The organism is Sphaerisporangium fuscum (assembly GCF_018531465.1).
GTDB classification, from domain to species: domain Bacteria; phylum Actinomycetota; class Actinomycetes; order Streptosporangiales; family Streptosporangiaceae; genus Sphaerisporangium; species Sphaerisporangium fuscum.
The window spans coordinates 40,069-64,947 of record NZ_JAHDTF010000048.1 but is presented as its reverse complement, the minus strand read 5'-3'; the positions used below and the strand labels follow the sequence as shown (position 1 = coordinate 64,947).

The following is a 24,879-nucleotide window of genomic DNA, read 5'->3' as shown; positions in this document are numbered from 1 at the left end:
TCTCCGCGGCGAACGCCTCAAGGCGCTGCCGCACAACCGAAAGCTCATGGGGGGTCATCGCAGCATGAAACTACCCACACCGTCACAGTGGCTCCACGACACGCCGACCTAACAAAGCACTACTAGGGCTTCCAGCTTTGCGTCGGCGGCGACCTGTTCGGAAGCAATGTCGATGTCCACCGCGCCGACCAGCACCGCGATCGCCTCGTTTGAGGCACGAAGTCGTGGCTGGCCGTCGCTTCCGGCGACCTCGCGCAACAGCTTGAAGGAGAAGCGGTGCGAGACATATATACCGTCTATTGCGAGGCCGTAGATGTGACTGAAGCCGCGGTCGACCGTCCCGACGTTGACCAGACTGTCCAGGACCCAACGGGCCACGTCGGTGTGTTCGCCGTTGCTGCGATCCGGCATCTGAAGCTCTGCGATGCGCGTCACCGCTGCCACTACATCCTCGTGACGGGCGCCGTCCTCGAAGTCCATTTTCAGCGTGACGGTGTCGATAGCGGTGAGTGCTAACTCCTCCATTTGATAGCCGCTCCAGTCTCGCGACGTGAGTAACGACTTCCGGCGCTCCAGGTCAAGGACCGGATCGGCGACGGCCAGTGCCTTCACGCGCGTGGCCAGACCGAGTGTGTCGCGGCCACGAGCCCCCACCTCGGACATGTAAACTCCCATCAGCTCGTGAAAGCCGGTGTTGCCGATGCCACGGCGCGGATTTTTGGCTCATGTGTTTGAGAGCGCATCGACGCAACGCCAAGAAAGCCGCTAAGAAGATAGCGGCTCCCAGCGTGGGCTTCCATATTCGGGCAGCGAGAGCCTGCTGGCTTGGCAGAAGATTCAACGGCACTCGTGACAGCACGCTCGGCTAGGCGCGCTGATCAGGCTCAGTAGTCGCATATCGAGTACGTTGTCACGAGACGCCCAAAGCTTTCACCCCAGGTAGAGGCGATGATGGAACCCTCCGCGCTCCTCGCGTTTGTCGGCTGCCACCTTCTCGATCACACTCCAGTCGTGCCCCTGGACCGTAGCTAGCGCGCGCAGCACTTCGTACACATCGGCGATCTCTTCCGCGACCTCGGAGGGAGGCGCTTCGCGGAGTTCGCTGGCCTCTTCAAACAATTTGGTCAGCAGAGCCTCGCGGTAGGCGATGTCGTCGAGCACGGTAATGTCAGGTTCTTCGCCGCCCTGGCGAATAATATCCGGAATCTTGTCTCGAACTAGTTTTCCCATGCTCCACGCCCTTCACTTCGAGCCGCCTACCTAAGGCTCTAGAGCCTATCGAGCCCCCAGTGACATTCACCTGATCGCGAACTACCCTGAACCGGTCGAAACGCGATCAAGGCTGGTATGTACGGATGACTGTGGACTTCTTCCGCGAAGAGCCCACCGCTCGCTCCTCATGGAGGCTGGCGGTGCTCATGGGGGCCAACTCGCGTACCTACAAGTTCGCCTTGGGGGAGGCGCTGCTAGGCGCCGCTGCAGAAGGACGCACCGACATCCTTCTGCGAGACCTTGCGAGACCGTACGCGATGAGTCTGGTGGAGCATCTCGCGCAGGCGCCACAGGCCTCGTTGAGGAGCGTCGCCGGCGGAACGGACTTCCTGACTGTCGCTCAGGAGGAGACTGAGGCGTCCATACGGCTTGGTGCGCCCTCCGAGAGGCTGCTTGCTGCAGCGATGAAATCGATGCCCGAGATGGTGATGCAGAAGTTCCACAACCTGCGGGGCAACGGCGGAGCCGAGGTACCTCATCGCTTCTACGAGGTGACCGGCAGTTCCCGGGAACGGGTGGTCAAGCTGACAGACCATCTCCGCGAGGTCGCTCTGTCGGAGCAGAAGCTGACCCTGGAGGCGGAGTTGACCGCCAGGTGGAGCATCGTTGAGACCTCTTTCGCTGCCGAGGTGGGCCGAAGCCTGGTGGAGGAGGGCGTCGCGGTTGATATGACGACGCTGCGGATCACTGACAAAGAACGGCGGCGCTCAGTCGCTGGGGTCACCGAGGCCGTCATCGGGTTTCAGCATGGTCGCTGCAACATCTGCGCTCAACCGCTCACCCCCGGCGCCGATGAGGTTGCGGTCGACCACGTGTTTCCGTACTCCTTCAAACGGCTCCTGAGCGGTACCAAGGTCGACTTGGACGCCATCTGGAACCTCGCCCCTGCGCACAGGTCCTGCAACGGGCAGAAGAGCAACCAGCCACCCTCACAGGGGCAGCTCACCCGTCTGGCTCTGCGGAACGAGGCGATCATGCAGTCACCCCATCCGCTGAAGCGAACCCTCCAGCTGACGCTGAAGGCGCACGGCTATTCAGGTGGACGGGTCGGTGACTGGTGGGACTTCATCAAGGGAGTGCGTAGCCGGCTCCAGTAGCGGCGCGGGATGGCTCGATGATTCGGTGCCGCTCACCTGCCCGCGGCACTCGTCAGGGCTCATCAGCCATGCAGGGAAGCAGGGGGTGCGTGTGCCCCTCAGCTGCGAATGAGCGGCTTGAGCGAGTCGGGAAACCCCGACAAGATCATCCCCCGCATGCCGCCTGATCAAGGTCCTACGGCTGCATCTGCCTGCCCTTGTTGACCTATCAAGGGTCAGGTATGCAAAAGACCTGCGGCCAAGAAACCACAAGTCAGAGGCTGAAACGCCTGGTGGATATGAGTGCCCCCGGCAGGATTCGAACCTGCGGCACCCGCTTTAGGAGAGCGGTGCTCTATCCCCTGAGCTACGGAGGCTGGATCTGGTGTAAGCGTACCGAAAGGTGAGCACCATGTGTGCCGAGGTGGGGGTCGGGTTTCGGGGTGGCGCCTCATGGGTGGCCTGAGCTGGGGTAAAGGGCTGGCATCTCGGCGACACGGCGTGCCGGACAATGGCTAACGTCACTGTCTGTGACCGTAAGGCGACGTATTCGTGTTCAGGGGCGACGTGGTGTGCGGCCTCGGCTGCTTGTGGGGGCGATGCTGGCGCCTGCGGTCCTCGCGATGGGGCTTCTGGTCGCGGAGCTCACCGGCTACGAGGAGCGGGTGAGAGAACGGCTGCCGGAGATGGCCGGGGTCGAGGGGCGCGGGCGGTCGTGGGAAGTGGAGAAGGCCGAGACTTCTCTTGTCCGGAGGCCGGAAGCTTCTCCTCCGCCGGGGCCGGAGACATCTCCTGGGACGAAGTCGGCGGCTTCTCCTGAACTGAGGTCGGAGGCTTCTCCTGCGTCGGGCCCGGACGCTTCTCCTGGATCGGGGGCTGGGGCGCTTGCCGCATCGTGGGATGTGGCGGGTGAGCCGTTCATCGCTCCTGTTCCGGCTCCGCCGCATGCGGATCAAGGCTACGAAGGCGTGGTCCCTGCGCCGGTGCTCCCACGGTGGGAGGGACTGTCCAGGCAGGCCCGCGTGAAGAAGTCGATCTATCCGCGGCCTCGCAGTGGTGAAGAGGGGCGGTCCGTCTGGCTTCCAGGGGCCCGGTTCGGTACGGGCACGGGGGGTGCTCATGGCCCCATAGGGGAGCGGCGGGCCGGTGACCCTCGTCGAGCCCGGGGACGTGTCGGCTCCATGCCTTTCAGGACGTCTGGGGAAGGAGAGGCGTCGGCGAGGGAGGATGGGAGATCCCGGCCGGGACGGTCGCATCGGAAGGGACGGACGGACCCGCGCCCGCGCTCTGACCGCCTGGGTGAGGGCTCGTCCTATCGAAGATCTGAGGACGTCGGGCGACTCGACGGTGACGCCCCAGCGAGGGGGAACGGAAGGCGGGGGGAGGGTGACGCGTCCCTCGGGGAAGCGGGAGCTGCGCCGGAGAAGGGGCTTGAGGAGTCGGTCCCGTCCCCACCGTCGTCGGCGATCAGAGCGAAGCCGCCGAACGGCCCTATGCGGACCGCCGGGCCGGCGGAGTCGGAAGGAATCACCGTTGATGTTCGGACGTGTGGGTTCTGACGGACGATCTTTGGGCTGTGCCCCATGTGGGCTCGAGGATCTGGCGTGGTGATTGCGAGGCTGTGAGGGGTGTGTTGACGTCCCGATCAGAGTCCGGACGTAGTCGATCCCGCTCATCGACGCGCCGAGGCGGCGACGGTGACCGGTTGGTTCTCGGACCGGTGGATCGTGCGCCCCCTCTCTGAAGGACGAGCCCGAGCGAGTGGATCTCTCGCGGAGAGGGTCGAGTCGGGACGTCAGCCGGTCGGACGGCGGGGACGAGGTGGACTCTTGGCCGGTCGGGCGTCGTGCACGCGGATAGGGCGAGTTGGGATGTCGGGTGGTCGAGCGTCCTGCACGTCAGGAGGACGAGTCGGGACGTTGGTTGACCGGGCGTTGTGCATGTGGGGAGGGTGAGTCGGGGCGTTGGGCGGCCGGGTGTCGTGCAACAAGCGTCGGTAGTGCCGTATCTCTGGTCCGCCCGTTCGTGGAGCCGACGGTGCTGGAGGCTGTTGAGGGCGTCCTTGCCTTCACTCACGCTGCACCGCCGGAAGGCTGCGCGCGTGATCTCGGCCAGGGGCCTTTGGGCCGCGATGGCTCCGTCTTCTGGGGACAGGCGGAGACGTGCTGGTCCGGCCTGAAACGGGGCGTCCTTGGCTGGTCGGAGGCGAGATCTGTCCAGTCTTTGGAAGAGGTCGGTCGAGTCGTGGAGATCGGCCGATCGGGGGTGGCTCGGGCGCCGGGTGGGCCCTGGGGCTGGGGATTGGGACTATTCGGGCTCTTGAAACTGGGCCCGGATGAGGGGGGTGAGCAGGTATAAATGCCATGATCCGTGCATAACGGCTCTCCTGACTCCGGCCCGGGTACTCGGCTCGCTGTAGTAACGTGCGTGCCGGGCTCAGGTCACAAGTTCGCAAACGGAGGGGTTGAGCGTGCCATCTCCTCGATCGGCGGGCCTGGCCGCGGTCTTCATGGCGATGGTCTCGACGCTCAGCGTCACCTCGTCGGGAACGGCACAGGCGCGGTCGGTCGCCAAAGAGGCTGTAGGCCAGAAGGCGGCCACTCTGCTCGCGGGTAGCCCATCCCGACAGATGGGTGTCCAGGGGACGGACCCGGGGAACCTGACGGCTCTACGGCGGGAGGCCGAAAAGGCGTCGGAGGCTCTCGCCGCGGCGTCCAAGGCTCTGGAGCAGCGCCAGGCGACGCTGGCCAAGGCCGACAAGGATCTCAAGGCCAAGCTTCAGCAGCTCCGTACGGCGACCTTGCAGCTCTCGAAGATGCGTCAGCCGCTTTCGGACCTGGTCCAGTCGCTGTACCAGTCGCCTACGGGTGGCGACATGACTCCGTTCTTGTCGGGTCAGAGCGACGATTCGAGCCTGCAGGCCATGAGCGACATGACCTACATCGTGTCCGGACGCGACCGGGTGCTCGCCGACGCGGGGCGGCTCTACCAGCAGCAGCAACAGCTGGCCGCGGAGGCTCAGGATCTTCGGGCGACGAAGCTGCTGGTCGAGGCGCAGCTCAGTGTGGAGATCGACACGCTGCGGAAGCGGTCGTCGACGGTCGTGAAGTCTTTGACCCAGGAGCTGTCCAGGCTCGGCGTGCGCGTCAACCAGGGGGGCCGGTCGGGTGCGGCCTGCGATCCCACACGTGTGAGCGCTGCCACCGAGTACCCCAACGGATTGCTACCCAAGAGCGTCCTGTGTCCGCTGCAGCAGAAGGGCCGTGAGCTTCGGGCCGACGCGGCGATCGCGTTCGTGGCCCTCAGCGAGGCCTACAAGAAGCAGTTCGGCAAGCCGATGTGCGTGACCGACAGCTACCGCAGCCTGTCCCAGCAGCAGGCGGTCTTCTACCGCCGGCCCGGCTTCGCCGCTACGCCCGGAAAGAGCAACCACGGGCTGGGGCTCGCAGTGGACCTGTGCGGCGGTGTCGAGGTCTTCCGGTCGGTGCAGTTCAACTGGCTCGAGGCCAACAGCAAGAAGTTCGGGTGGATGCACCCCGACTGGGCGTATCACAGCCCCTTCGAGCCATGGCACTGGGAGTACGACCCCAAGCTGGCGAACAAGCAGTAGTCCGCGGCACCTCAAGATCATTGCGACGTGCTTCCGCGTCCGGTACGGGCGATAGAAGGCGCCCATGATGTCGTAGGGCACTCCCCGCTTGTCTCGCTCGCCCCGTATACAACCCGTACATGTCGTCATTGCCGGCGTCCAGGTGGGGGACTCGTGTCGGGTGGTCCCAGGGGGCGATGAGGCAGGCCAGGGCTTCTCGTGGCTGCTCAGAGCCAAGTTGGCGGAAGCACGCGATGGAACTGTCGCCGGTCGCCGCCAATTTCTGCCGCGTCGCCCAGTCGGCCGTCGCCCCACATGCCGGTGAGGTCGAGCTTCGCGTACTCGTTGATCAAGTCGGTGGGCGTGGCGTTGATCTTGGCGGCGGTGGTGTGCTTGTTCGCCGCGATCAATAGCTCATGCGCCGCGGCTGATGTGGCGGGCGTAGCGAGGGCGGCCGATGACGTGCCGGATGTCGCGCCGGGTTGCCCGGCGTACCGCGGCGTCGGCTTCGCCGTACTTCGTAGTAACCGGTTCCGTCCTGTCAGTCGTGATGGCCATGTCACTGGTGGTGGCCTTGTCAGTCATGGTGGCCCTGTCACTCGTGATGGCCCTGTCAGTCGTGGTGGCCGTGGATGGTGATGGTGAGGCGGGAGCCGGCGGATGCTTCGGCCAGATGGGCGGCTTGGTCGGGGGTGGTGGCGAGCACGACCAGGGCGCCCGGCTCGGTGGAGTCGGAGGGAGCGGCCGAGTTTGGCGTAGTGATGACCGTGACGGCCTGTGCGACGGTCGTGGTTCGAGGGGGCAGGGCGTCGTCCCAGCGGGGCGTGGCGGCGAGGACGTCTATGACGTCGCCTGCCCGGAGCAGGGCCGCGGAGCCGGCGTCGGTGATGCGCACGGGTGTCGCCAGTGTGCCTGCCCCGTAGGCGTCCACCAGGGTGGGGCCGAGGAGTCGGAAGTCGGTGAGGGGCTCGCCGCGCCGGGCCGGGGCGGTCAGTATCCGGCCCGTGAGCTGCGCGCCGGGGCTCAGGGCGCCGTCGGGGACGGACTCGGCGGGGAGCTTGATCACTGTCACGTCGGACGCCGCGAGCCTGCCGCCCGGGAGGTCGCGGGCGGCCGCGATGACCTCTGTGGACGGGGTCGGGCGTATGGCGAGCCCGATGCATCCCGTTGACGCCGCCGCCAGGAGGACGGCCAGGAGGCGGCGTCGGCGACTGAGCATCCGAACTGCACGAAGCGGCGCGGTTCGCATGGTGGCTCCTGTGGTGAGGGCGGTCCGAGGCGCGCCAGGCGTGCCAGTTGCCAGCAAACCCACTCAGCCGCCCCGCCGAAACGGCGGAGCGTCGGCGGGGTGGCGGGTGGTGAGGCGGCGCAATGTCGGCGGATGCGGCGGGTGGTGAGGCGGTGGAACGGCGACGGTGGCGACGCGGGTCTGGGTCTGCGCGCCCAGCGTCGTACCGCGGGAGTCAGAGTCTCCGGTTGGTCTTGTTCCTCCCAGGACATGGACGCCGCTGTCGCGGCTCGGGCTGTTGCTGCTCGTAGCAGGACGGCCAGGAAGGCTGGAAGGTGAGGTCAGGGGAGGGGGAAGGGGAGTTTGATGCCCTCCAGGGCCTCCGTACAGGGGCAGGTGCGTTCGATGGGGAGGTCGGTGACCACCGAGGCGACGAGGGTGCGCATGCGCTCGCTGTTGGCGGCGAAGAAGGCGAAGACCTCCTCCTGGGTGACCCCTTCGCCCGCGTCGACGCCGGCGTCGAGGTCGGTGACCAGGGCCAGGGTGGTGTAGCAGAGGGCGAGTTCGCGGGCGAGGACGGCCTCCGGGTAGCCGGTCATGCCGACGATCGACCAGCCGTTGGAGGCGAACCAGTGAGACTCGGCTCTGGTGGAGAAGCGGGGACCCTCGATGACGACGAGGGTGCCGGCGTTGACGACGTTCCACCCTTCGGCCTCTGCCCTGGAGTAGGCGTAGGTTCTGCCGATCGGGCAGTAGGGGTCGGCGAAGGGCACGTGGACGGCCCCGGCGTCGTAGTAGGTCTGCTCGCGGCCGGAGGTACGGTCGACGAGCTGGTCGGGGATGACGAGGGTGCCGGGGCCGTATTCGCGGCGGAGCGAGCCCACGGCGCTCGGCGCGAGCACCTGACGGACGCCGAGGGACCGCAGTGCCCAGAGGTTGGCCCGGTAGGGGATGCGATGGGGCGGGAACCGGTGCCCTCGCCCGTGCCGGGGCACGAACGCCACCGACTTGGACCCGATGTGGCCGATTGTGATGGTGTCGCTGGGCGCCCCGTACGGCGTGTCGATGTCGATCTCTTCGGCATCGTCGAGAAGGGAGTAGAACCCGGAACCGCCGATGACCCCGATGTCCGCTTTCATGACCATGGCGCAGACATTAGCGTCCTGGGGCAGTGGCGTAGGGGGCGGCGGGGCTGCCTGTGGATAACTCAGCGGAAGAGGGCGGCGCCAGCCGATCGGCGGGAAGGCCGCGACCAGCGGCGTTCCGGTCTGAGTGGCGTTCGTCCGGCTGGGGTTGTGGATAAGTCGTGTCCGGTGGCGTGGTCGCCGTGGGGGAGCGGTTGTCCGACGTATGGGGGCGCCGAATTGGCCGTGCCACGTCCCGCTGGGTCGGCGCCCTTTGGCAGACGTGGCAGGGGCGGGCGTGGGCGCACGCGGCCCGCCAGGCCCTGCTGGAGCACCCGGGGGTGCTCGCCCTGGCCCTGACCAAACCTTGGGGGTGTGGATAAGTCGCGTCTAGTGGCGGTTGGCGTTGTTAGGGGGCGGGTTGCACGGCGTATGGGGGCGCCGAATTGACCGTGCCACGTCCCGCTGCGTCGGTGCCCTTTGGCACAGGTGGCAGGAGCGGGTGTCGCGTCTTGGTTGGGGTGGTGGGCGTCCCGCTGGGGTTGTGGATAAGTTGTGTCTGGTGGCGTGGTCGCCGTTCCGGGGGAGCGGGTTGTGCGGCGTATGGGGGGCCGAATCGGCCGTGGCACGTCCTGCTGCGTCGGCGCCCTTGCGGATGCGGTGCCTGGAGGGCGAGGGAACGGCCGTACCAGGGGCACATGGGGGCCGTACGTCGTCCCGGCGCCGACGGGGAGCTTCGCGTGGAAGGGCGTTGGGGTGCGAATGCTACGGCCTCGGCCTGGAACGCAGCGAGCTGTTGTGCGCCGGTTTCGTCTCGCGTGCCCTTTGTGCCGGCCGGGTGTTCACGGCGCCGCCCGCGACGGCAGGGGCCTGCGGGACGGCGGCGTGGCAGATGGTCCGCCTGTCGCGGAACCTCGTACGCCCAGGGGATTCCGGGCACGCGGGTGGCCGGCACCCCTCGCCGCAGGGGCCAGGGCGGCGACAGTAGGTGCCTGGGTTGTACGGCGGCGACCTTAGGGGCCGGGGTTGTACGGCCGGGGTGAGCGGGCCGTACAACCCGGAATGGCGTCAGGCGGCCGGGCTGCTCGTGGACGACGAGGTGCCGGCCGAGGCGGGCTCCTTCTTGCTCGTCGAGGAGTCGGAGGAGCCGTTCGAAGAACCGCTCGAGCTGGACGACGACGAGCTCGACGACAGCGAAGACCCGGAGGATCCGGACGAGCGGTTGTCCGTCCGGTAGAAGCCCGAGCCCTTGAAGACGATGCCGACGGCCGAGAAGACCTTGCGAAGCTGGCCCTGGCAGTTGGGGCAGGTGGTCAGCGGCTCGTCGGTGAACCGCTGGACAGCCTCGAGCCCTTCACCGCAAGCGGTACAGGCGTACTGGTAGGTGGGCACGCACTCCTCCTATGGCTCACGCAGATTGGCACTCTACCGATGCGACTGCTAATGGTACGCAGCCGATTAGGCTAAACGCCACCCAGGTGGCTTCTAATCCCCGTCCCAGGCTCTCTAGGGGGTCCGCTCCGGAGCTGATACAGGTCGCCCGAAACCCGCCTCACTCGCCGTGTTCGCCGTACCAGCCTGCCAGCTTGCCCCGGCGGCTGACGGCGCGCAGGCGGCGTTCGACGCGGTCCCGGCAGGCGGCCGTGGTGACGACCAGGAGTTGGTCGTCGGTTCGCAGGCGTGTGGTGTCGACGGGGACGAACGACCGGCCGTCCCGTACGACCATGGTCACGGCCGCGTCCGACGGCAGGCGCAGCTCGAAGATCTCCACTCCGTGGAGCCCGGAGCCGGGCGGGATCGTGACCTGCAGCAGGTCGGCGTTGAGCTCTTCGAGCGGGGCGGCCTCGACGCCCAGGTCGCGGGCCTCGTTCGGGGCGCCGACCTTCAGCAGCCGCGCGAGGTACGGGAGCGTGGGGCCCTGCACCAACGTGAACGCGATGACGATCACGAAGACCTCGTTGAAGACCCCCTTGGCGCCGGTGACTCCTGCCGCCCACGGGATGGTGGCGAGCACGATGGGGACCGCGCCGCGCAGCCCGGCCCAGGAGAGGAACGTCTGCTCGCGCCAGGACAACCTGTCGATGCCGAAGAGCTGTACGAGCAGGGCGGAGACGGCCACGGACAGCGGCCGGGCGAGTAGGACGAGGGCGAACCCGGCGATCAGGCCGGGGACGACGGCGGTGGGCAGTTCGCGTGGGCTGGCCAGCATGCCGAGCATGACGAACAGCCCGATCTGGGCGAGCCAGGCGGCCCCTTCGGCGAAGCCGCGGGTGGCCGGCCGGTGCGGCAGGCGGGTGTTCCCGAGGACGAGCGTGGCGAGGTACACGGCGAGGAAGCCGCTGCCGTGCAGGAGGGTGGCGCCGCTGTAGGCGGCGATGGCGAAGGCGAGGACGGCGATGGGGTAGAGGCCGGACGACGGCAGCGCCACCCGCCGCAGGGCGTACGCCCCGAGCGGCCCGACGCCGAGCCCGACCGCGGCTCCGACGACGAGCTCGAAGGCGGCGTCGAACACCACGTGGCCGAAGGTCGGTATGGGCGCGCCCGCCGTGCTGAGCATCATGACGACGATCACGGTCGGCGCGTCGTTGAACCCGGACTCGGCCTCCAGGACGCCCGCGAGGCGGGGCGGGAGCGGCAGGCGGCGCAGGACGGAGAACACCGCGGCCGCGTCGGTGGAGGCGAGGACGGCGCCGAGCAGCAGTGCCGTACGCCAGTCCATGTCCAGCAGCCATTGGACCGCGGCGGCGAGCACGACGATGCTCACGGCGACGCCGAGTGTGGCGAGGACGAGCGCGGTGGGCACGGCCCGGCGGACGTGCTGCCAGTTGGTGGTCAGACCGCCCTCGGCGAGGATGACGGCCAGCGCGACGAGGCCGATCTGCTGCGCGAGCTGGGCGTTCTCGAACTGGAGGCCGAGCCCGGCCTCGCCGACCAGCAGTCCGAGGCCCAGGTAGATGAGCAGGCTCGGCATGCCGGTGCGGTGGGCCACGCGTACGGACGCGATGGCGGCCATGACCACGACGGACGCGAGGAGCAGCCAGGTATGCAAATTCACTGGGCCCCCTTCTCGCGTTTTAGGCCCATTCTGTCGTATCCGTATAGTCGACTACCACGTTGAACTACTTTGGGCTACCGTCACACGCGACACATTGGTTGGGCGATCAGGTGGCGAAGTGACCGACGAAGCTTCCCCGGTTCTGGAGAACGCGAGGAAGGGAGATTCCGCCGACGAGGAGAAGCTCCTCCCGACGGAACCGCCGAGGAAACGTCGGTTGCTCCGCCGGCTGTTGATCGCGGTCGTGCTCATCCTCGCGATGGTGGTCGCGGCGGCGTTCGCGGTGGTGATGGAGCGTCAGATCACGCTCAACGGCAATATCGAGCGTATCCCCGGGGCTTTTCCCGAAGAGGCCGGGCGTCCGGCCAAGGCGGCCGGCGACGCGCAGAACTGGCTGCTCATCGGGTCGGACAAGCGGCCAGGTGAGGCGGGCAACCAGCGGGCCGACACCATCATGATCGTCCACATCCCGGCGGCCCGGGACCGGCTCACCCTCATCAGCATCCCCCGCGACTCTTATGTCCCCATCCCGGGGAAGGGAAACAACAAGATCAACGCGGCGTACGCCTTCGGCGGGCCGAAGCTGCTGATCAAGACGGTCGAGAACCTCACCCGCGTCCGTGTCGACCACTTCGCGGCCCTGGATTTCGAGGGCTTCGTCAACATGACCAAGATCATCGGTGGCGTGGACGTGTACGTGTCGCGCAAGGTGTACGACCCGATGAACAAGGTCACCTGGCCCCAGGGCATGGTGCACCTGGAGGGGGAGAAGGCGCTGCTGTTCGTCCGCCAGAGGTACAACCTCCCGGGCGGCGACTTCGACCGCATCAGGCGGCAGCAGGCGTTCATCGGCGCGGTGGGCCGCAAGATGACCAGCAAGGACCTGCTGACGGACCCGTTCAAGCTGAACGACTTCCTCGAGGCGCTCACCCAGGCGGTGAGCGTGGACGACGGCGTGACGCTCGGCACGCTGCGCGACCTGGCGATCGACCTGAGGAACATCAGGGCGGACACGGTCGACTCCACCACCGTGCCCACACTGGGCACCGCGACGGTGAAGGGCGCGAGCGTGGTGAAGCTCAACAAGGAGGCCGGGCGGCTGTTCTACGCGGCCCTCAGGAACGACACCCTGCCGCAGTACTTCAAGGACAACGGCGGGCTCAACGACCTGCAGTCCCTCCAGTAGCACCGCCATGGGCCGTCCAGGTCGAAGACGGTTCCGGCCGGCCCGTAAATACCCCGCTTACGACACCGGACGGCCGCCGAAGGTGACGATCCCGGACGGAAGGGCGGCCATGGATACCGGACGGTCGTGAGGCTCCGCCGGAATGCCCTCGACCAGCTCGCCCTCGTGCAGCAGCGCCACCGTCGGGACGTTCGGCCCGACCCGGGCCAGCGCCCGGTCGTACGACCCGCCGCCGCGCCCCAGGCGGATCCCCGTGGACGGGTCGACGGCCAGGGCGGGGACGATCACGAGGGCGGCGGTGCGGATGGCGTCGACGCCCCGCCGCACGTCCACCGGCTCCATCATGCCGCGCCGCCCGGGCGCCACCGAGTCGGGCCCGTCGTACACCGCCCAGTCGAGATCGTCGTCGGGCTTGAGAACGGGAAGGATCACCGTCGCCCCGTGCTTCCACAGGGCGAAGATCAGGCCGTGGGTCGCGGGCTCGTCGCCCATCGACCAGTAGCACGCGACGAGCCCTGCCAGCTGGACCCAAGGTTGGTCGAGTAGCGTCTCCCTGATCGCCATGGCCGAGCCGCGCGGATCGGAGACCTGGGTTCGCGCGGCCAAGATCCTACGACGCAGCTCTGCTTTGTCCACTCGACCCTCCATTAAGGTGCATTTATGGCTGACTACGATCCAGTGACGAAAGTCGTCATTCCCGCCGCAGGTCTCGGCACGAGATTCCTGCCGGCGACCAAGGCGACCCCGAAAGAAATGCTGCCGATCGTCGACAAGCCGGCCATCCAGTATGTCGTCGAGGAGGCGGTGTCCGCCGGGCTCCTGGACCTCCTCATGGTGACAGGCCGGAACAAGCGCTCGATCGAGGACCACTTCGACCGGGCGTACGAGCTGGAGGAGGTGCTGGCGGCCAAGGGCGACTCCGAGCGCCTGTCGCAGGTCCTCGAACCGGTCGAGATCGCCACCTTCCACTATGTGCGCCAGGGCGAGCCGAAGGGCCTCGGCCACGCCGTGCTGTGCGCGAAGCAGCACGTCGGCAACCACCCCTTCGCCTGTCTGCTGGGTGACGACCTGATCGACCACCGTGACGGGCTGCTGAAGCGCATGATCGAGGTGCGCGACACCTACGGCGGCAGTGTGGTCGCTCTCATGGAGGTACCGAGGGAGCAGGTCTCGCTGTACGGCTGCGCCGAGATCGAGGCGACCTCCGAGGACGACGTGGTCCGCGTGACGGGCCTGGTCGAGAAGCCCCCGGCGGAGGAGGCGCCGTCCAACTGGGCGGTCATCGGGCGCTACGTCATCGACCCGGCCGTCTTCGAGGTCCTGGAGAACACCCCGCCCGGTCGCGGCGGCGAGATCCAGCTCACGGACGCGCTGCTCGAGCTCGCCGGACGTACGAACGAGCAGGGCGGCCCGGTCCACGGCGTGCTGTTCCGCGGCCGTCGCTACGACACCGGGAACAAGCTCGACTACCTGCGCACGGTCGTCCAGTTCGCGGCCGAACGCCCTGACCTGGCACCCGAATTCATCCCCTGGCTGCGCGAGTTCCTGGAGAAGGCGCCGCCTGTGGCAGAGTGATCTGGCGGTGCCGCCCCGTGGGGGCGGCGACTCCACGGATGGGCTGAGGCGATGAAAACGGTTGACGCGCACCTGGCCGAGATCCTCGACACCGTGCGCCCGCTCGACCCGGTCGAGCTCGACCTCGACGCGGCGCTCGGCGCCACGCTGGCCGAGGACGTCACCTCACCGGTCGCGCTGCCGCCCTTCGACAACTCGGCGATGGACGGCTATGCCGTGCGCGCCGAGGACGTCGCGACCGCGACCGGCGACGAACCCGTCGTGCTGCCGGTCACGCTCGACGTGGCGGCGGGCGACACCGCGCCGCGGGCGGTCGCGCCGGGGTCGGTCACCCGCATCATGACCGGCGCGCCGGTGCCGGAGGGCGCCGACGCCGTCGTCCCCGTCGAGTGGACCGACGGCGGCGCCGTCAAGGTCACCGTCCATCGCGCCGCGCCGCTCGGCAACGCCATCCGCAGGGCCGGGGAGGACGTCCAGGCCGGCGACGTCGTGCTCCCCGCGGGCACGCTGATCGGGCCCGCCCAGCTCGGCATCCTCGCCGGCGTCGGCCGTCGCGGCGTCCTGGCGCGCCCGCGTCCCCGCGTGGTGGTGCTGTCGACCGGCAGCGAGCTGGTGGAGCCGGGCGCGCCGCTCGGGCACGGGCAGATCTGGGAGTCCAACAGCTTCACCCTGGTCGCCGCCGTCCGGCAGGCCGGCGGGGAGGCCTCCCGCAGGCGTGCGGTGGGCGACGACCCGGAGGAGTTCTCGGCGACGCTGCACGCCCTCCTCGGCGAGGCCGACGCCGTGATCACCAGCGGCGGCATCTCCATGGGCGCGTACGAGCCCGTCAAGGAGGCGCTGTCCCCCCTCGGCACCGTCCGCTTCGAGAAGGTCGCCATGCAGCCCGGCATGCCGCAGGGCTTCGGCGTCCTGGGCGACCGCAGGGTTCCGATCTTCACGCTGCCCGGCAATCCCGTCTCGTCGTACGTCTCGTTCGTCCTGTACGTGAAGCCGGCGCTGGCCAAGATGCGAGGCCTGCCGGCCGGGCCCGCGGCCACCGTCACGGCGGCGACGACCTCGGCGCTGCGCTCTCCCGCCGGCCGGCGCTCGTACCTGCGAGGGGTGCTGAGCAGCTCGGCGGACGGACGGACGCTGGTGGCCCCCGTCCACGGGCAGGGCTCCCACCAGCTCGCGGCGCTCGCCACGGCGAACGCCCTGATCGTGGTCCCCGAGGACGTCACCGCCGTGCCCGAGGGCGCGGCCGTACAGGTGATCCCGCTGTGAGGAAGTGGTGCGGCTGTGAGTGAGCTGACGCATATCGACGAGTCGGGCGCCGCCCGCATGGTCGACGTTTCCGCCAAGGAGGTCGGCGTCCGTACGGCTCGCGCCACCGGCCGGGTGCTGCTCTCGGCGGAGGCCGTGGCCATCCTGCGGTCCGGTGAGGTTCCCAAGGGGGACGCGATCGGCGTCGCGCGCATCGCGGGCATCCAGGGCGCCAAGCGCACGCCCGATCTGATCCCGCTGTGCCATCCGATCGCCCTGCACGGGGTCAAGGTCGACATCGCCGTGGTCGACACGGGCGTGGAGATCACGGCCCGGGTGAAGACGGCCGACCGCACGGGCGTGGAGATGGAGGCTCTGACGGCGGTGTCCGTGGCGGGCCTCGCCATGATCGACATGATCAAGGCCGTCGACCCGGCCGCGGTGCTCACCGACATCCGGGTCGAGGAGAAGACCGGCGGCAAGACCGGCGTCTGGACGCGGCCGTGAGAGCACTGGTCGTCACGGCGTCCAACCGGGCCGCCGCTGGCATCTATCCCGATAAATCCGGGCAGTTGCTGGCCGAGCTGCTCGCCGGCGCCGGGTGCGAACAGGTGGACGGCCCGCGCGTCGTCCCCGACGGGCAGCCCGTCGAGGACGCGCTGCGCGAAGGGGTCCGCGAGCGGTACGACGTGATCGTCACCACCGGTGGCACGGGGCTCACCCCGCAGGACCTCACCCCCGAGATGACGCGACGCGTGATCGAACGGGAGATACCCGGCATAGCGGAAGCCGTACGGCAGGCCAATCGCGAGAAGGTCCCCACGTCGATCCTCTCCCGCGGCCTCGCCGGCCAGGCGGGCACCACACTCATCGTCAACCTGCCCGGATCGTCCGGAGGTGTCCGGGACGGCATGGCGATCCTCGCCCCGATCCTCCGGCACGCCGTCGACCAGATCAGGGGCGGAGACCACCCACGGTGACCGTTCCGGCCTGAGGGCCGCCGACCGGGGCTGTCAAAGGGAAGGGCTGGAAGGCGCCATGGCGCACATAGGGTCCGGCAGGGGATGATTGACCCGTGGATCGACTTCGCGGCTGGCCGGTGACCCTGAACGAGGGACCGGTGGGACTCCGGCCGCTCCGCCTGCGCGACGTCGTCGCGTGGCGGGAGACCCGACTGCGCAACGCCGACTGGTTACGGCCATGGGAACCCAGCAACCCCGAGACCCCGCTGTTCCGCACCGGCCTCGGCCCCTACATCTCCATGGTCGGCACCCTGAGGCGCGAGGCACGGCAGGGGCTGGCGCTGCCGTGGGTCGTGACCTGGAACGGGGCCTTCGCGGGACAGCTCACCGTGGGCGCCATCGTCTGGGGCTCGGCCCGGTCGGCCCAGGTGGGCTACTGGGTGAGCGGCGACCTCGCCGGGCGCGGCATCATCCCCACGGCGCTCGCCCTGGCGGTCGACCACTGCTTCTTCACCGTGGGCCTCCACCGCCTGGAGGCCAACATCCGGCCGGAGAACCACGCCAGCCGCCGGGTCGTGGAGAAGCTCGGGTTCCGCGAGGAGGGCATCCGCCGTCGGCAGCTCCACATCGACGGGGCCTGGCGCGACCACATCTGCTACGCGCTGACCCTCGAGGACGTGCCTCGCGGACTGCTCGCCCAATGGCGACAGACCCGGGCGAAAACCGCACACGACGGATCCACCTGAACCACCATAGAGAGCTTTGACTCAGGCCTGGCCATAAACAGGTTGACGATCTCGCGACACACCGCACCGAATGCTCGTCAACCAGTGACACCCGGTCCTACGGTGCGTGACGTGAACACATTTGCTACGGACCTGGCCCCGTGCTGTGTTCATGCTGCCCGGAGGTGGGCTCATGGGTAGCGCCTTCCTGTACCTCGGCATCGTGCTCATGTGGCTGTGCGTGCTCGTGCCGATGTGGCTGCGGCGCGACCGCCACACGGTGGAGATGAGCGAGCTCTACGGCGAGCAGGGCATGGACGGCGATCCGGACGTCTCCGACTGCGACCCGATCGGAGGGGACACCCTCGCCGACATCAGCGTGTCCGACGTGGCCGGCGTCCGCACCACCGGTGCCCTCGACCCCTCCGACGACGAGATCACCGTCGAACTCACCTCCCCCACGTCCGACAGCGCCACACCGGGGTCGTCCGGCACCGGCGGTTCCGCGTCGTCCGGCACCGGCAGTGGCGCCTTCCGGCCGTCCGGCACGGGCAGTGGCGCGTCCGGGCCGTCCGGCGCCGGCGGTTCCGGATTGTCCGCTTCCAGCAGTGGCGCCACCGGCCCTGGAACCCCGTCCGGTCCTCGGGCGAAGAGCGAACCGTCCGGCCCCTCCGAGACCCCGCTCACGGAGCCTTCCGCCGGCGAGTCCAGCGGGCCGTACGGCGGCGGAGCCGACCCCTCCCAGGAGGAGTCGCGGCGCCGCGCCAGGGTCCTCGCCCGGCGCCGCAGATGGCTGCTGTGCTGCGGGCTGGTGCACCTGGCGTCCGGGGTGACGGCCGCGGCCGGGGTGGCTCCCTGGTGGAGCGTCGCGCCGTCCACCGTCCTGCTGGCGTCCTACGTCGTGATCCTTCGCATAGCGACGCGCGTGGACCGCGAGCGGCGTGCCGCGGCGGCCAGGGCCCTGGCGGAGCGGCAGCGCAAGGCACGGGAGCGCAGACGCGCCCTCGAAGCCGCCGCCCAGCAGGCGGAGGCCGAGATCATCGAGTTCGTGAAGCCCGCAGAGCCCTTCGACCAGCACGCCGACCGCTCCCGCCGAGCAGTGGGCGACTGAGGCTCCCAAGGGTTCGGCGGGAGCGAACCGGCGCGAGTGGCGCGGGTGGTCGCCAAAGTTTGCTAATCTGGTCGAGTCCTTGGGGCTGTAGCGCAGTCCGGTAGCGCACTTCGTTCGCATCGAAGGGGTCAGGGGTTCGAATCCCCTCAGCTCCACCCAGGTCAAAGGCCGTTTCCGGGTGATCGGAAACGGCCTTTTTTGATCTCCGTACAGCAGCGTTGTACAGCAACGGCTATTCGAGTTGTTCGCCGAGCTTCTTGAGTGCCTTCCGCGTGGCTTCGGACGACACCTCGCTGTAGATGTTCATCGGGACCGCGATCTGACTGTGTCGAAGGATCTGCATAGCGATCCTCGGGTGAACGTCCAGCGCGACGAGGAGCGACGCGCCCGTCTTTCGGGTGGCGTGAACCGGAATGCTCCGCACACCCGCATGCTTGATCGCGCTCGCGAAGCTGCGGTTGAAGTTCCGAGGTTCGACCGGCCGACCGGTCCGCGTCGTGAAGACGAGTCCCTTGCCGATCCACTCGCTCCCGGCAGCCTTGCGCGCCGCCTCCTGGTCTGCCTGCCGGTCGCGAAGCGCGGTGACGCAGAGATCGACGAGAGGCAGAACGGCGTCCGACGCCTCCGTCTTGGTCTCACGGTGGTAGAGCTGCCCGCTCACCCGCTGGAGCTGCCAGCCGATCGTCATCTCGGCGTTGTCCAGGTCGACGTCTTCCCACCTCAGCCCGAGGACTTCACCGCGCCGCAGGCCCACCGCGAGGATCAGCACGTAAGCGGCGTAGAGCGGATCACGCCGAGCCCGCGCGGACTCCAAGAACTGTCGGGCCTCGTCCACCGACCAGGGCTTGATCTTGCGGCGCCGAGGCTTCGGGACACGCATCAGGGCCGCGACGTTACGGTGATCAACTCATCCCGTATGGCGTTGTTCAGCGCGGCCCGGAGAATGGTCCAGGCGTCGCGCACGGTGCGGTCGGAGGCCGTCTGCTGGCAGCAGGCCCCCACGGCACAGCACTTCTGCTTCTTGGTTGGCCTACGGGCGTCCTTGCCCTGCGCGCAGCATTGGCAGGTGGTTCGGAGCTTGTTGTACCAGGTCTGAACATCGCGAACGGTCAGCTTGTCGAGCCGCTTGGTGCCGAGAGCAGGCCCGATGTACAGGCGTGAGAACACCTCGTAGGTCGCCGCCGTGGACGGAGCGAGATTGGGGGCGACAACCTCATGGATCCACCGATCGAGGTAGGCGCCAACCGTCATGGACTTGGTGACGACTGGCCCCCTGGCGGCGGCCTCGTGGAGCTTGAGCCACTTCTTGTGGGTCTCGTCGCGGGTCTTGCCATAGGCCCACTTGCGCTTACGCTCGCCCTCGGGCGTCGTCACCCAGACGTATCCGGCGTAACCGTTCTTGTAGGGGAAGATCGAGCCTTCCCCGTTGGCGCGCTGTCCCATCAGGCGGCCTCCTCGCACAGCCGGGTCATGTAGTCGTGGAGCGCGGATTGGGGGATGCGCCGGCATCGTTCGCTGACGAGTACGGATTCGAGTTCGCCGGAGCGGATGAGCTTGTAGACCGTCCACCGGCTGACCCTGAGCTTGGTCATCACGTCGGGGACGGTGAGCATGTCGTCCGTGATCACTGGTCACTCCTGGCGGCTGGTGTGGGTGCGGGAAGGGGGACACCGGTGAGGGCGGCGGCGATGACTTGTTCACCGGCGGACAGGCCGCGTCCGGCGTACTCCCAGTGCGCGACGACGAGCACGGTGTCTTCGTCGAAGAGGGGCAGGCGGCCGGTGCTGGTCTCTTCGTCGCGCATGTGGTCGACTCGGGCGGCGCGGAGGGCGCCGAGGGTGGTGGAGTAGCGGCGGGATTTGGTGGAGAAGTGGCCGCGGAAGCCGAGCATGTGCGCCCATTGGGCAAGCCGCAGTTCGTTGAGCCGGTCAAGGGTGGACAGGCGGAAGCATTCGACGATCAGCCGCCGAGCATGCTCGCTCAGGTCCAGACCGCTCAGGTCTTCCAGGGCGTTGATACGTCGATCGACGGTGCCGACGCATTCGGCCGCTTTAGTTGCGTACTTGGCGATGTATCCGGCGACTGCCTGATCCGTCAGCTCCCCATTGATCGTGATCGACCGGATGTCGAGCTGTGTGCCCCAGCGCATGACGCGGGCAGGTTCGCCGGGCAGCTCGGGCACCGGGACGGTCACGGCGGCCGTGGCGTGGCGTACGGCTTGCGTCAGGGCATCGGCGTTTGCCCAGTCGGGCGGTGTGGTGTCGGGGCCGGCGGGGCCGTCGAGGCGGATCACCGCGTGGAAGTGGACGACGCCACGGCGCTGGTATTCGGCGACTTTGGCGAAGGAGATGACGAGCCGTTCGCTCAGCTCCTATTGTGTCAGGCCGTGGAGTTTGGCCAAGTGCCGACGGAGCGCCATGGTAAAGCGGCGCCACAGTTCGGGGGCCAGGGCGTTGAACAGCACGCTTGAGGCGTAGTCGTAGCAGTCCGAGAGCGCGAGTCCCCGGCAGCCGAGTAGCTCGACCGGGGACGTTTAGCAGCAGAAATGCGCCCAGATTGACTCTGGTGATCTTGTCTAGTCCCACGAGATGCCTGACGGTTCTGTCCCACGACATGAGCGACAGGCGATCTCAGCGGTGACGTGGGGGTTGGGGCCCGGCTAGGGCGAATACTTGCCGCAGACTGAGACCTGAGGTCACAGCGCCCCGGGGGGGCCAGGCAGGACGATCCTGAAGAAGTCCTGCGCGATATAGGTGGTGAGCTTTCTGGCCTTGCCGGTCTTGACGTTCACCGCGTAGGCGGTCATGGTCTGGTACGGCGGGTCGATCATCGCGGGCTCGTCGTCCGGCACCTCGGACGCCGGCCTGCACCGCACGGACATGGTGAGTGCGGTGACCTCCTCAGCGCTGAGCCAGGTGCGCAGCGAGATCTGGGAGACATCGGAGGGCAGGCCGCTGATGACGGTCGTCTTCCGCTTCTCACCGGTGAGCGTGTCCATGAGGGCGAGGTCGCCGTGACGGCACGGCTTTTCGGCGGTGCTGCGGTTCTCGATCACCGCGACGGTCTTCCCGTCGGGGGCGAGCGGGCTGAAGTGGTAGGCCGCCGGCAGGTCGACCGACGTGGTGTGACCCTTTGAGGAACTCGGCCACAGGTTCGAGATCGTCCGCAGCCGTGATGTGGGAGAGTAATCCGCGAGAGTGATGGTAGCGCCGTCCTGTGACAGGCCGATGGGGACCCAACGGTTCGGCAACTCGCGTACGCCCCCATCGCGCATGTCGATGAGCAACGCGGGATCCTTGAAATCCGGGACCTTGCTGAAGGCCACGAACCGCCCATCGTCCGACAGCATCAGACGCGAGATGCTGCCCAGTTGTGCCTTCGGTACTTTCGTCGCAGCCGTCGTCTTCTGGCCCGAGGCCAGGTCGCGGACCTGGAAGGTGCCTTCCTTGGCGCTGTAGTAGGCGATCTTCCAACCGTCCCGGCTGATCGCCAGTGGGCTGTCGCGCAGACCGGTGCGGCCGGGGGCGAGGCTGGGCAGCGCCTCCGGCACATCGTAGGCCTTGCCGCTCCGGGTGACCACCCGCCATCCGCCGTCCCGGCAGCCCGCCAGTGCCTTCTCGCTGCCGGGCTTGCAGAAGGTCTTGTACGCGTAAGTCAACGGCTCCGCCCCGCGCGCCGGCAGATCGCTCACGGAAGCGGCCTCCTGTGGCCCGTGCGGCAGCAGCCGGATGGCGGCCGTCACGCCAAGAGCGATGGCCACGACCATGGCCGCCGCGAGGTAGGAGATCGTAGTACGCCGCCTGCGGTGATGCACCGCGATCGTGCGCTCGGCCAGGTCCACCTGTGGAGTATCGTCGGCCAGGTCGACGAGCACATTCCGCAGCCAGGTCATCGGTAGGCCTCCTCGGCTTCGATATCGGCAAGCTTCGGCGCGAATTCGGGCGCCAGTTCGCGTAGGCGGGCCAGCGCGTAGTGAGCTTGGCTCTTCACCGTGCCGATGGAGCAGCTCATCAGCTCGGCGGTTTCGCGTTCGGTCCGGTCCTCGTAGTAGCGCAGCACGATCACCGCCCGCTGCCGGGGCGGCAGCCGCATGAGAGCCCGGCGCATGACGAGCCGTACAACGGTGGAGTCCTCGCTCGAGTACGACCGGTCGGGCGGTTCGGCGGTTGGGAACTCGCTCCTGGCGCGGCGCCGCCGCCAGGAGATGTGCTGGTTGACCAGCGCCTTACGCGCGTACGCCTCGGGGTGCTCGACGCGCGAAAGCCTGGACCAGCGTCCGAGCACTTTGAGCAGGACGTTCTGCAGCAGGTCCTCGGCCTGGTGGGCGTCTCCCGTGAGCAGGTACGCGGTGCGCATCAGCGCCTGCTGATGGCCCGCGACGAACTCGCGGAAGCTGTCATTGCGATCCAACGCGACTCCTCTCGACCGTTACCGACTCCGGTGACCTGTCGAAAGGTTCGATCCGCACGGCTACAACTTCGGGTTGCGTTTTCGCGCGCCACCAGCAGCACCGCCCGATACCGCTGCTGACAACAGACAACTCCACCAGGGCCAATTCCGGCCTCCTGACGCGCGACGCCCGCAAACGACGCACGCCAGACTGACCGACAACGGCACCTGTCACCCATGTCTTGGGACCGGAGTGTCAAGCATCTCCCGGGACAGGACATTGACTCTGGTGATCTCCCGGATGAGGACTTTCTCTACGTCTTCAAAGGCGGTCCGCTGCGCGGCCCGCCGGGCGCGCCGGTCGGCAAGCGTGCCCGGCTGCGGCTCTTCGGCCGGTCCGGGCACGCACCGCCCCGCGCGCGCCCGAGGTCCGACAGTAGCCGCCAGTGAGAGTCGCTCCATAGCCCTCGTCATGCCGACTGGGCGCCGGCTACCTGCTCCCTGCCCCGCCGAATACCGTCACGGAGGCCCTCGACTACGGCACGTCGAGATCATCCCCTGCTCGGATGGCTTCCCACTAAGACCCCGTCGTCGTGGCTGAGCTAAGGGTGGGCCATCACACTCATACAGGTTGCGATCGCGCTGTGGCTGGTCATCGCACGGGGTTGAGGGCGATCGAAGGTCCGGGGCTTCGCCCCGGCCCGCCGAGCTACCAGGGTGCCGTACGGACCCAATACCGGACCATCCGGCGAACGATCATGCGGAGGCCCCCGCCGCCCGCCGGCGAGGGGATCATCGCGACCGTGGCCTCCTCCGCCGCCTTGCGAAGACGTGACCGGCGGTTTCCCGTCTACGGTGGAAATGACTGCCCAAAGTCTTCTTTTCAACATAAACGCGCTATAAGTCAGTGTATCGCCGTACTTCCGACAAGAGCTTGGGTATTTCCGATGAGGTGAACCGCTACTTCAAGGAAGATGAGCGACGAAAAAGATTACGGGGCTGGGCTTCATAGCTGTTTCGACGGCGCTTCTTTCAATTGCGGCGCCATCCGCCGCTCTCGCTGAGTCTGGTGACGACACGCAGTCCGAACAGACCGCATCCGTGCGGCCAGTGGGTAATCAGGCCCAAGACAACCCCACATTCCCCCGGGGCCGCCTCAATCACCTCCGGGTCCGGCTCCGGCTGGGGGGCCGGTTCCGGTTCCGGCTCATGGTCGATCACCACCACGGGCTCCGGTTCCGGTTCCGGTTCCGGCTCCGGCTCCAGGTCCGGCGCAGCTGGGCCCTCGGGGGCCGGCTCCTGCTCTTGCGGTTCTACGTCTGCTGTGTCAGTCGGCCCTTGTAAGGCTGTGTTGCTGTACCGCTCTGCTGTACGGCAGTACATACGCGAGCAGTCGTCATCGCACGCCTGAGCAGGCCGACGAGGCGTTGACCTTGATGCCGCCCGCAGTTCGCATCGAAGGGGTCAGGGGTTCGAATCCCCTCAGCTCCACCCAGGTCAAAGGCCGCTTCCAGAGCATTGGAAGCGGCCTTTTGCGTTGCTGAGTGACTACAGGTCCCGGAAGATCTGGTCCACCGCTTCGGCGCGCTCCAAGAGGAGGGGGCGGAGCTTGTTGGCGGGAGACCGTTCCGGTGACGCTGGTGTTGCGGTGCCCGACCAGGCGAGAGATGCCTCGATGGGCATGCCGGCGTCGGAGAGCATCGAGACGAAGCTGTGCCGCATCTCGCTCGGTGTCCACTCTTGGGCGTTGAGGCCGGCCTTCTTGAGGACGGCTCGGAACGAGCGGCGGACGTTGTGGGAGTCGAGTTCCGTGCCGACCTTGGATGCGAAGACGAGGTCGTTGTCCTGCCATCGGTCGCCTGCCGCCTTCTTTGGCCACGTCCTGTCGCTCGCGGTGGAGTTTGAGGGCTTCCGCGCAGCGTTTGGGCATGGCCAGTGTGCGGCGGGATTTGCGGGTCTTGGTGTCGCCGCCTTCGCGTACCGAGCGCCAGAGCATGACGACGGGCGGCGCAGATCCGCTCGATGGTCCGCTGGGAGACGGCGGCCGTGGTCACCCTCGGCACGATCCTCGGTCTGATGATCGCGATGGGCACGCTGGTGCTGCTGCATCTGACGAGCGGCAGCTCGTACCTGCGCCCTGCCCCACAGTGGTGGCTCTTCTCGCTGGTCGCGGCGGGTGCGGCCGTGGCGACGCTGGCGACCTCGGCGCTGCCCGCGCGCCGGGCCGCGTCCGTACCCGGCCTGGAGGCAGCCAGGGCGGAGTGAGCCCCCACGTCCAGTGAGCGGCCGTCGCCTCGTCGAGGCGAGATGCCGACGGCTTCCAACGGTACGGGCGGCGACTCACA

24 protein-coding genes, 2 tRNA genes and 2 pseudogenes are annotated in these 24,879 nt (G+C 67.9%); 12 read left to right on the top strand and 16 right to left on the bottom strand.

Features of this window, described 5'->3' with window-relative positions:
* Nucleotides 1-108: 108 nt before the first annotated feature.
* Both KIK05_RS42845 and KIK05_RS42840 read right to left on the bottom strand, forming a co-directional pair.
* Nucleotides 109-663, bottom strand: coding sequence for a hypothetical protein (locus KIK05_RS42845; protein WP_214416653.1), 555 nt, complete (start codon nucleotides 661-663; stop codon nucleotides 109-111).
* A gap of 267 nt (nucleotides 664-930) precedes the next feature.
* On the bottom strand, nucleotides 931-1,230 hold the full coding sequence (locus KIK05_RS42840) for a nucleoside triphosphate pyrophosphohydrolase (RefSeq protein WP_214416652.1): 300 nt from the start codon (nucleotides 1,228-1,230) through the stop codon (nucleotides 931-933).
* 125 nt (nucleotides 1,231-1,355) lie between these two features.
* Here KIK05_RS42840 and KIK05_RS42835 point away from each other — a divergent pair, with 125 nt between their 5' ends.
* Complete coding sequence (locus tag KIK05_RS42835; protein WP_214416651.1) at nucleotides 1,356-2,369, top strand: HNH endonuclease; 1,014 nt, start codon at nucleotides 1,356-1,358, stop codon at nucleotides 2,367-2,369.
* A gap of 283 nt (nucleotides 2,370-2,652) precedes the next feature.
* Here the strand turns inward: KIK05_RS42835 and KIK05_RS42830 are convergent.
* Nucleotides 2,653-2,725, bottom strand: a tRNA-Arg gene (locus KIK05_RS42830).
* A 2,093-nt stretch (nucleotides 2,726-4,818) separates the two neighbouring features.
* Between KIK05_RS42830 and KIK05_RS42825 the strand changes: the two genes are divergently transcribed.
* The gene (locus tag KIK05_RS42825; RefSeq protein ID WP_308250371.1) at nucleotides 4,819-5,958 is read left to right on the top strand and encodes a D-alanyl-D-alanine carboxypeptidase family protein; all 1,140 of its coding nucleotides are present in this window, start codon (nucleotides 4,819-4,821) and stop codon (nucleotides 5,956-5,958) included.
* 206 nt (nucleotides 5,959-6,164) lie between these two features.
* On the opposite strand, the gene KIK05_RS42820 is transcribed toward KIK05_RS42825, so the two are convergent.
* From KIK05_RS42820 to KIK05_RS42810, 3 genes are all read right to left on the bottom strand, one after another.
* Nucleotides 6,165-6,347: a hypothetical protein gene (locus tag KIK05_RS42820; RefSeq protein WP_214416650.1), complete on the bottom strand. Its 183-nt coding sequence runs from the start codon at nucleotides 6,345-6,347 to the stop codon at nucleotides 6,165-6,167.
* A 203-nt stretch (nucleotides 6,348-6,550) separates the two neighbouring features.
* Nucleotides 6,551-7,156: a Flp pilus assembly protein CpaB gene (gene cpaB / locus KIK05_RS42815; RefSeq protein WP_250564387.1), complete on the bottom strand. Its 606-nt coding sequence runs from the start codon at nucleotides 7,154-7,156 to the stop codon at nucleotides 6,551-6,553.
* A gap of 350 nt (nucleotides 7,157-7,506) precedes the next feature.
* Nucleotides 7,507-8,310 (bottom strand): S-methyl-5'-thioadenosine phosphorylase, encoded by an 804-nt coding sequence (locus tag KIK05_RS42810; protein WP_214416648.1) that lies wholly within the window; start codon nucleotides 8,308-8,310, stop codon nucleotides 7,507-7,509.
* A 1,018-nt stretch (nucleotides 8,311-9,328) separates the two neighbouring features.
* On the opposite strand from KIK05_RS42810, the gene KIK05_RS49285 reads away from it, so the two are divergent.
* Nucleotides 9,329-9,526, top strand: coding sequence for a hypothetical protein (locus tag KIK05_RS49285; protein WP_308250373.1), 198 nt, complete (start codon nucleotides 9,329-9,331; stop codon nucleotides 9,524-9,526).
* A gap of 14 nt (nucleotides 9,527-9,540) precedes the next feature.
* Here the strand turns inward: KIK05_RS49285 and KIK05_RS49280 are convergent.
* Both KIK05_RS49280 and KIK05_RS42800 read right to left on the bottom strand, forming a co-directional pair.
* Nucleotides 9,541-9,681 (bottom strand): annotated as a pseudogene (locus tag KIK05_RS49280) (FmdB family zinc ribbon protein); the annotation flags it as partial.
* A gap of 160 nt (nucleotides 9,682-9,841) precedes the next feature.
* Entirely contained in the window at nucleotides 9,842-11,344 is a 1,503-nt protein-coding gene (locus KIK05_RS42800; RefSeq protein WP_214416646.1) for a potassium/proton antiporter, read from the bottom strand.
* A gap of 118 nt (nucleotides 11,345-11,462) precedes the next feature.
* Here KIK05_RS42800 and KIK05_RS42795 point away from each other — a divergent pair, with 118 nt between their 5' ends.
* Nucleotides 11,463-12,530 carry an LCP family protein gene (locus KIK05_RS42795; RefSeq protein ID WP_214416645.1) on the top strand — a complete coding sequence of 356 codons (1,068 nt, stop codon included), beginning with the start codon at nucleotides 11,463-11,465 and terminating at the stop codon, nucleotides 12,528-12,530.
* A 57-nt stretch (nucleotides 12,531-12,587) separates the two neighbouring features.
* Here the strand turns inward: KIK05_RS42795 and KIK05_RS42790 are convergent, their stop codons facing one another.
* Nucleotides 12,588-13,166 (bottom strand): 5-formyltetrahydrofolate cyclo-ligase, encoded by a 579-nt coding sequence (locus tag KIK05_RS42790; protein WP_308250370.1) that lies wholly within the window; start codon nucleotides 13,164-13,166, stop codon nucleotides 12,588-12,590.
* Nucleotides 13,167-13,190: 24 nt separating this feature from the next.
* On the opposite strand from KIK05_RS42790, the gene galU reads away from it, so the two are divergent.
* The 7 genes from galU (at nucleotide 13,191) to KIK05_RS42755 (ending at nucleotide 18,300) form a co-directional block, all read left to right on the top strand.
* On the top strand, nucleotides 13,191-14,105 hold the full coding sequence (gene galU / locus KIK05_RS42785) for a UTP--glucose-1-phosphate uridylyltransferase GalU (RefSeq protein ID WP_214416643.1): 915 nt from the start codon (nucleotides 13,191-13,193) through the stop codon (nucleotides 14,103-14,105).
* A gap of 51 nt (nucleotides 14,106-14,156) precedes the next feature.
* Nucleotides 14,157-15,368, top strand: a complete 1,212-nt coding sequence (glp, locus tag KIK05_RS42780) for a molybdotransferase-like divisome protein Glp (RefSeq protein ID WP_214416642.1) — start codon at nucleotides 14,157-14,159, stop codon at nucleotides 15,366-15,368.
* Between the two features lie 15 nt (nucleotides 15,369-15,383).
* Complete coding sequence (gene moaC / locus KIK05_RS42775; protein WP_214416641.1) at nucleotides 15,384-15,854, top strand: cyclic pyranopterin monophosphate synthase MoaC; 471 nt, start codon at nucleotides 15,384-15,386, stop codon at nucleotides 15,852-15,854.
* A complete protein-coding gene (locus KIK05_RS42770; protein ID WP_214416640.1) occupies nucleotides 15,851-16,327 on the top strand; it encodes a MogA/MoaB family molybdenum cofactor biosynthesis protein in 477 nt (158 codons plus the stop codon). The genes moaC and KIK05_RS42770 overlap by 4 nt, the downstream gene beginning before the upstream one ends.
* Before the next feature lie 95 nt (nucleotides 16,328-16,422).
* Complete coding sequence (locus tag KIK05_RS42765; RefSeq protein WP_214416639.1) at nucleotides 16,423-17,055, top strand: GNAT family N-acetyltransferase; 633 nt, start codon at nucleotides 16,423-16,425, stop codon at nucleotides 17,053-17,055.
* A gap of 172 nt (nucleotides 17,056-17,227) precedes the next feature.
* Nucleotides 17,228-18,145 carry a SepX/GlpR family protein gene (locus KIK05_RS42760; RefSeq protein WP_214416638.1) on the top strand — a complete coding sequence of 306 codons (918 nt, stop codon included), beginning with the start codon at nucleotides 17,228-17,230 and terminating at the stop codon, nucleotides 18,143-18,145.
* Between the two features lie 81 nt (nucleotides 18,146-18,226).
* Nucleotides 18,227-18,300 (top strand) — tRNA-Ala (locus tag KIK05_RS42755).
* Nucleotides 18,301-18,377: 77 nt separating this feature from the next.
* Here the strand turns inward: KIK05_RS42755 and KIK05_RS42750 are convergent.
* The 7 genes and pseudogenes from KIK05_RS42750 to KIK05_RS42715 form a co-directional block, all read right to left on the bottom strand.
* Complete coding sequence (locus tag KIK05_RS42750) at nucleotides 18,378-19,025, bottom strand: site-specific integrase (protein WP_214416637.1); 648 nt, start codon at nucleotides 19,023-19,025, stop codon at nucleotides 18,378-18,380.
* Nucleotides 19,025-19,588 carry an N-terminal phage integrase SAM-like domain-containing protein gene (locus tag KIK05_RS42745; RefSeq protein WP_214416636.1) on the bottom strand — a complete coding sequence of 188 codons (564 nt, stop codon included), beginning with the start codon at nucleotides 19,586-19,588 and terminating at the stop codon, nucleotides 19,025-19,027. Before KIK05_RS42745 ends, KIK05_RS42750 begins: the two co-directional genes overlap by 1 nt.
* Nucleotides 19,588-19,773 (bottom strand): helix-turn-helix domain-containing protein, encoded by a 186-nt coding sequence (locus KIK05_RS42740; RefSeq protein ID WP_308250369.1) that lies wholly within the window; start codon nucleotides 19,771-19,773, stop codon nucleotides 19,588-19,590. The genes KIK05_RS42745 and KIK05_RS42740 overlap by 1 nt, the downstream gene beginning before the upstream one ends.
* Nucleotides 19,770-20,609 (bottom strand): annotated as a pseudogene (locus tag KIK05_RS42735) (replication initiator). The gene KIK05_RS42740 and the pseudogene KIK05_RS42735 overlap by 4 nt, the downstream one beginning before the upstream one ends.
* A gap of 231 nt (nucleotides 20,610-20,840) precedes the next feature.
* Nucleotides 20,841-22,037 carry a hypothetical protein gene (locus tag KIK05_RS42725; RefSeq protein ID WP_214416633.1) on the bottom strand — a complete coding sequence of 399 codons (1,197 nt, stop codon included), beginning with the start codon at nucleotides 22,035-22,037 and terminating at the stop codon, nucleotides 20,841-20,843.
* Entirely contained in the window at nucleotides 22,034-22,555 is a 522-nt protein-coding gene (locus KIK05_RS42720; protein ID WP_214416632.1) for a SigE family RNA polymerase sigma factor, read from the bottom strand. The genes KIK05_RS42725 and KIK05_RS42720 overlap by 4 nt, the downstream gene beginning before the upstream one ends.
* 1,527 nt (nucleotides 22,556-24,082) lie before the next feature.
* The gene (locus tag KIK05_RS42715) at nucleotides 24,083-24,643 is read right to left on the bottom strand and encodes a tyrosine-type recombinase/integrase (RefSeq protein WP_214416631.1); all 561 of its coding nucleotides are present in this window, start codon (nucleotides 24,641-24,643) and stop codon (nucleotides 24,083-24,085) included.
* On the opposite strand from KIK05_RS42715, the gene KIK05_RS42710 reads away from it, so the two are divergent.
* Nucleotides 24,548-24,799, top strand: coding sequence for an FtsX-like permease family protein (locus tag KIK05_RS42710; RefSeq protein ID WP_308250372.1), 252 nt, complete (start codon nucleotides 24,548-24,550; stop codon nucleotides 24,797-24,799). The genes KIK05_RS42715 and KIK05_RS42710 overlap by 96 nt on opposite strands.
* Nucleotides 24,800-24,879 lie beyond the last annotated feature (80 nt).

Coding starts and splice junctions, on each gene's coding strand:
- glp (WP_214416642.1), top strand. CDS start 14,157: ATGAAAACGGTTGACGCGCACCTGGCCGAGATCCTCGACACCGTGCGC.
- KIK05_RS42810 (WP_214416648.1), bottom strand. CDS start 8,310: ATGGTCATGAAAGCGGACATCGGGGTCATCGGCGGTTCCGGGTTCTAC.
- cpaB (WP_250564387.1), bottom strand. CDS start 7,156: ATGCTCAGTCGCCGACGCCGCCTCCTGGCCGTCCTCCTGGCGGCGGCG.
- KIK05_RS42750 (WP_214416637.1), bottom strand. CDS start 19,025: ATGCGTGTCCCGAAGCCTCGGCGCCGCAAGATCAAGCCCTGGTCGGTG.
- KIK05_RS42725 (WP_214416633.1), bottom strand. CDS start 22,037: ATGACCTGGCTGCGGAATGTGCTCGTCGACCTGGCCGACGATACTCCA.
- KIK05_RS42845 (WP_214416653.1), bottom strand. CDS start 663: ATGTCCGAGGTGGGGGCTCGTGGCCGCGACACACTCGGTCTGGCCACG.
- KIK05_RS42715 (WP_214416631.1), bottom strand. CDS start 24,643: ATGCAGCAGCACCAGCGTGCCCATCGCGATCATCAGACCGAGGATCGT.
- KIK05_RS42840 (WP_214416652.1), bottom strand. CDS start 1,230: ATGGGAAAACTAGTTCGAGACAAGATTCCGGATATTATTCGCCAGGGC.
- galU (WP_214416643.1), top strand. CDS start 13,191: ATGGCTGACTACGATCCAGTGACGAAAGTCGTCATTCCCGCCGCAGGT.
- KIK05_RS42760 (WP_214416638.1), top strand. CDS start 17,228: ATGGGTAGCGCCTTCCTGTACCTCGGCATCGTGCTCATGTGGCTGTGC.
- KIK05_RS42745 (WP_214416636.1), bottom strand. CDS start 19,588: ATGGGACAGCGCGCCAACGGGGAAGGCTCGATCTTCCCCTACAAGAAC.
- KIK05_RS42835 (WP_214416651.1), top strand. CDS start 1,356: ATGACTGTGGACTTCTTCCGCGAAGAGCCCACCGCTCGCTCCTCATGG.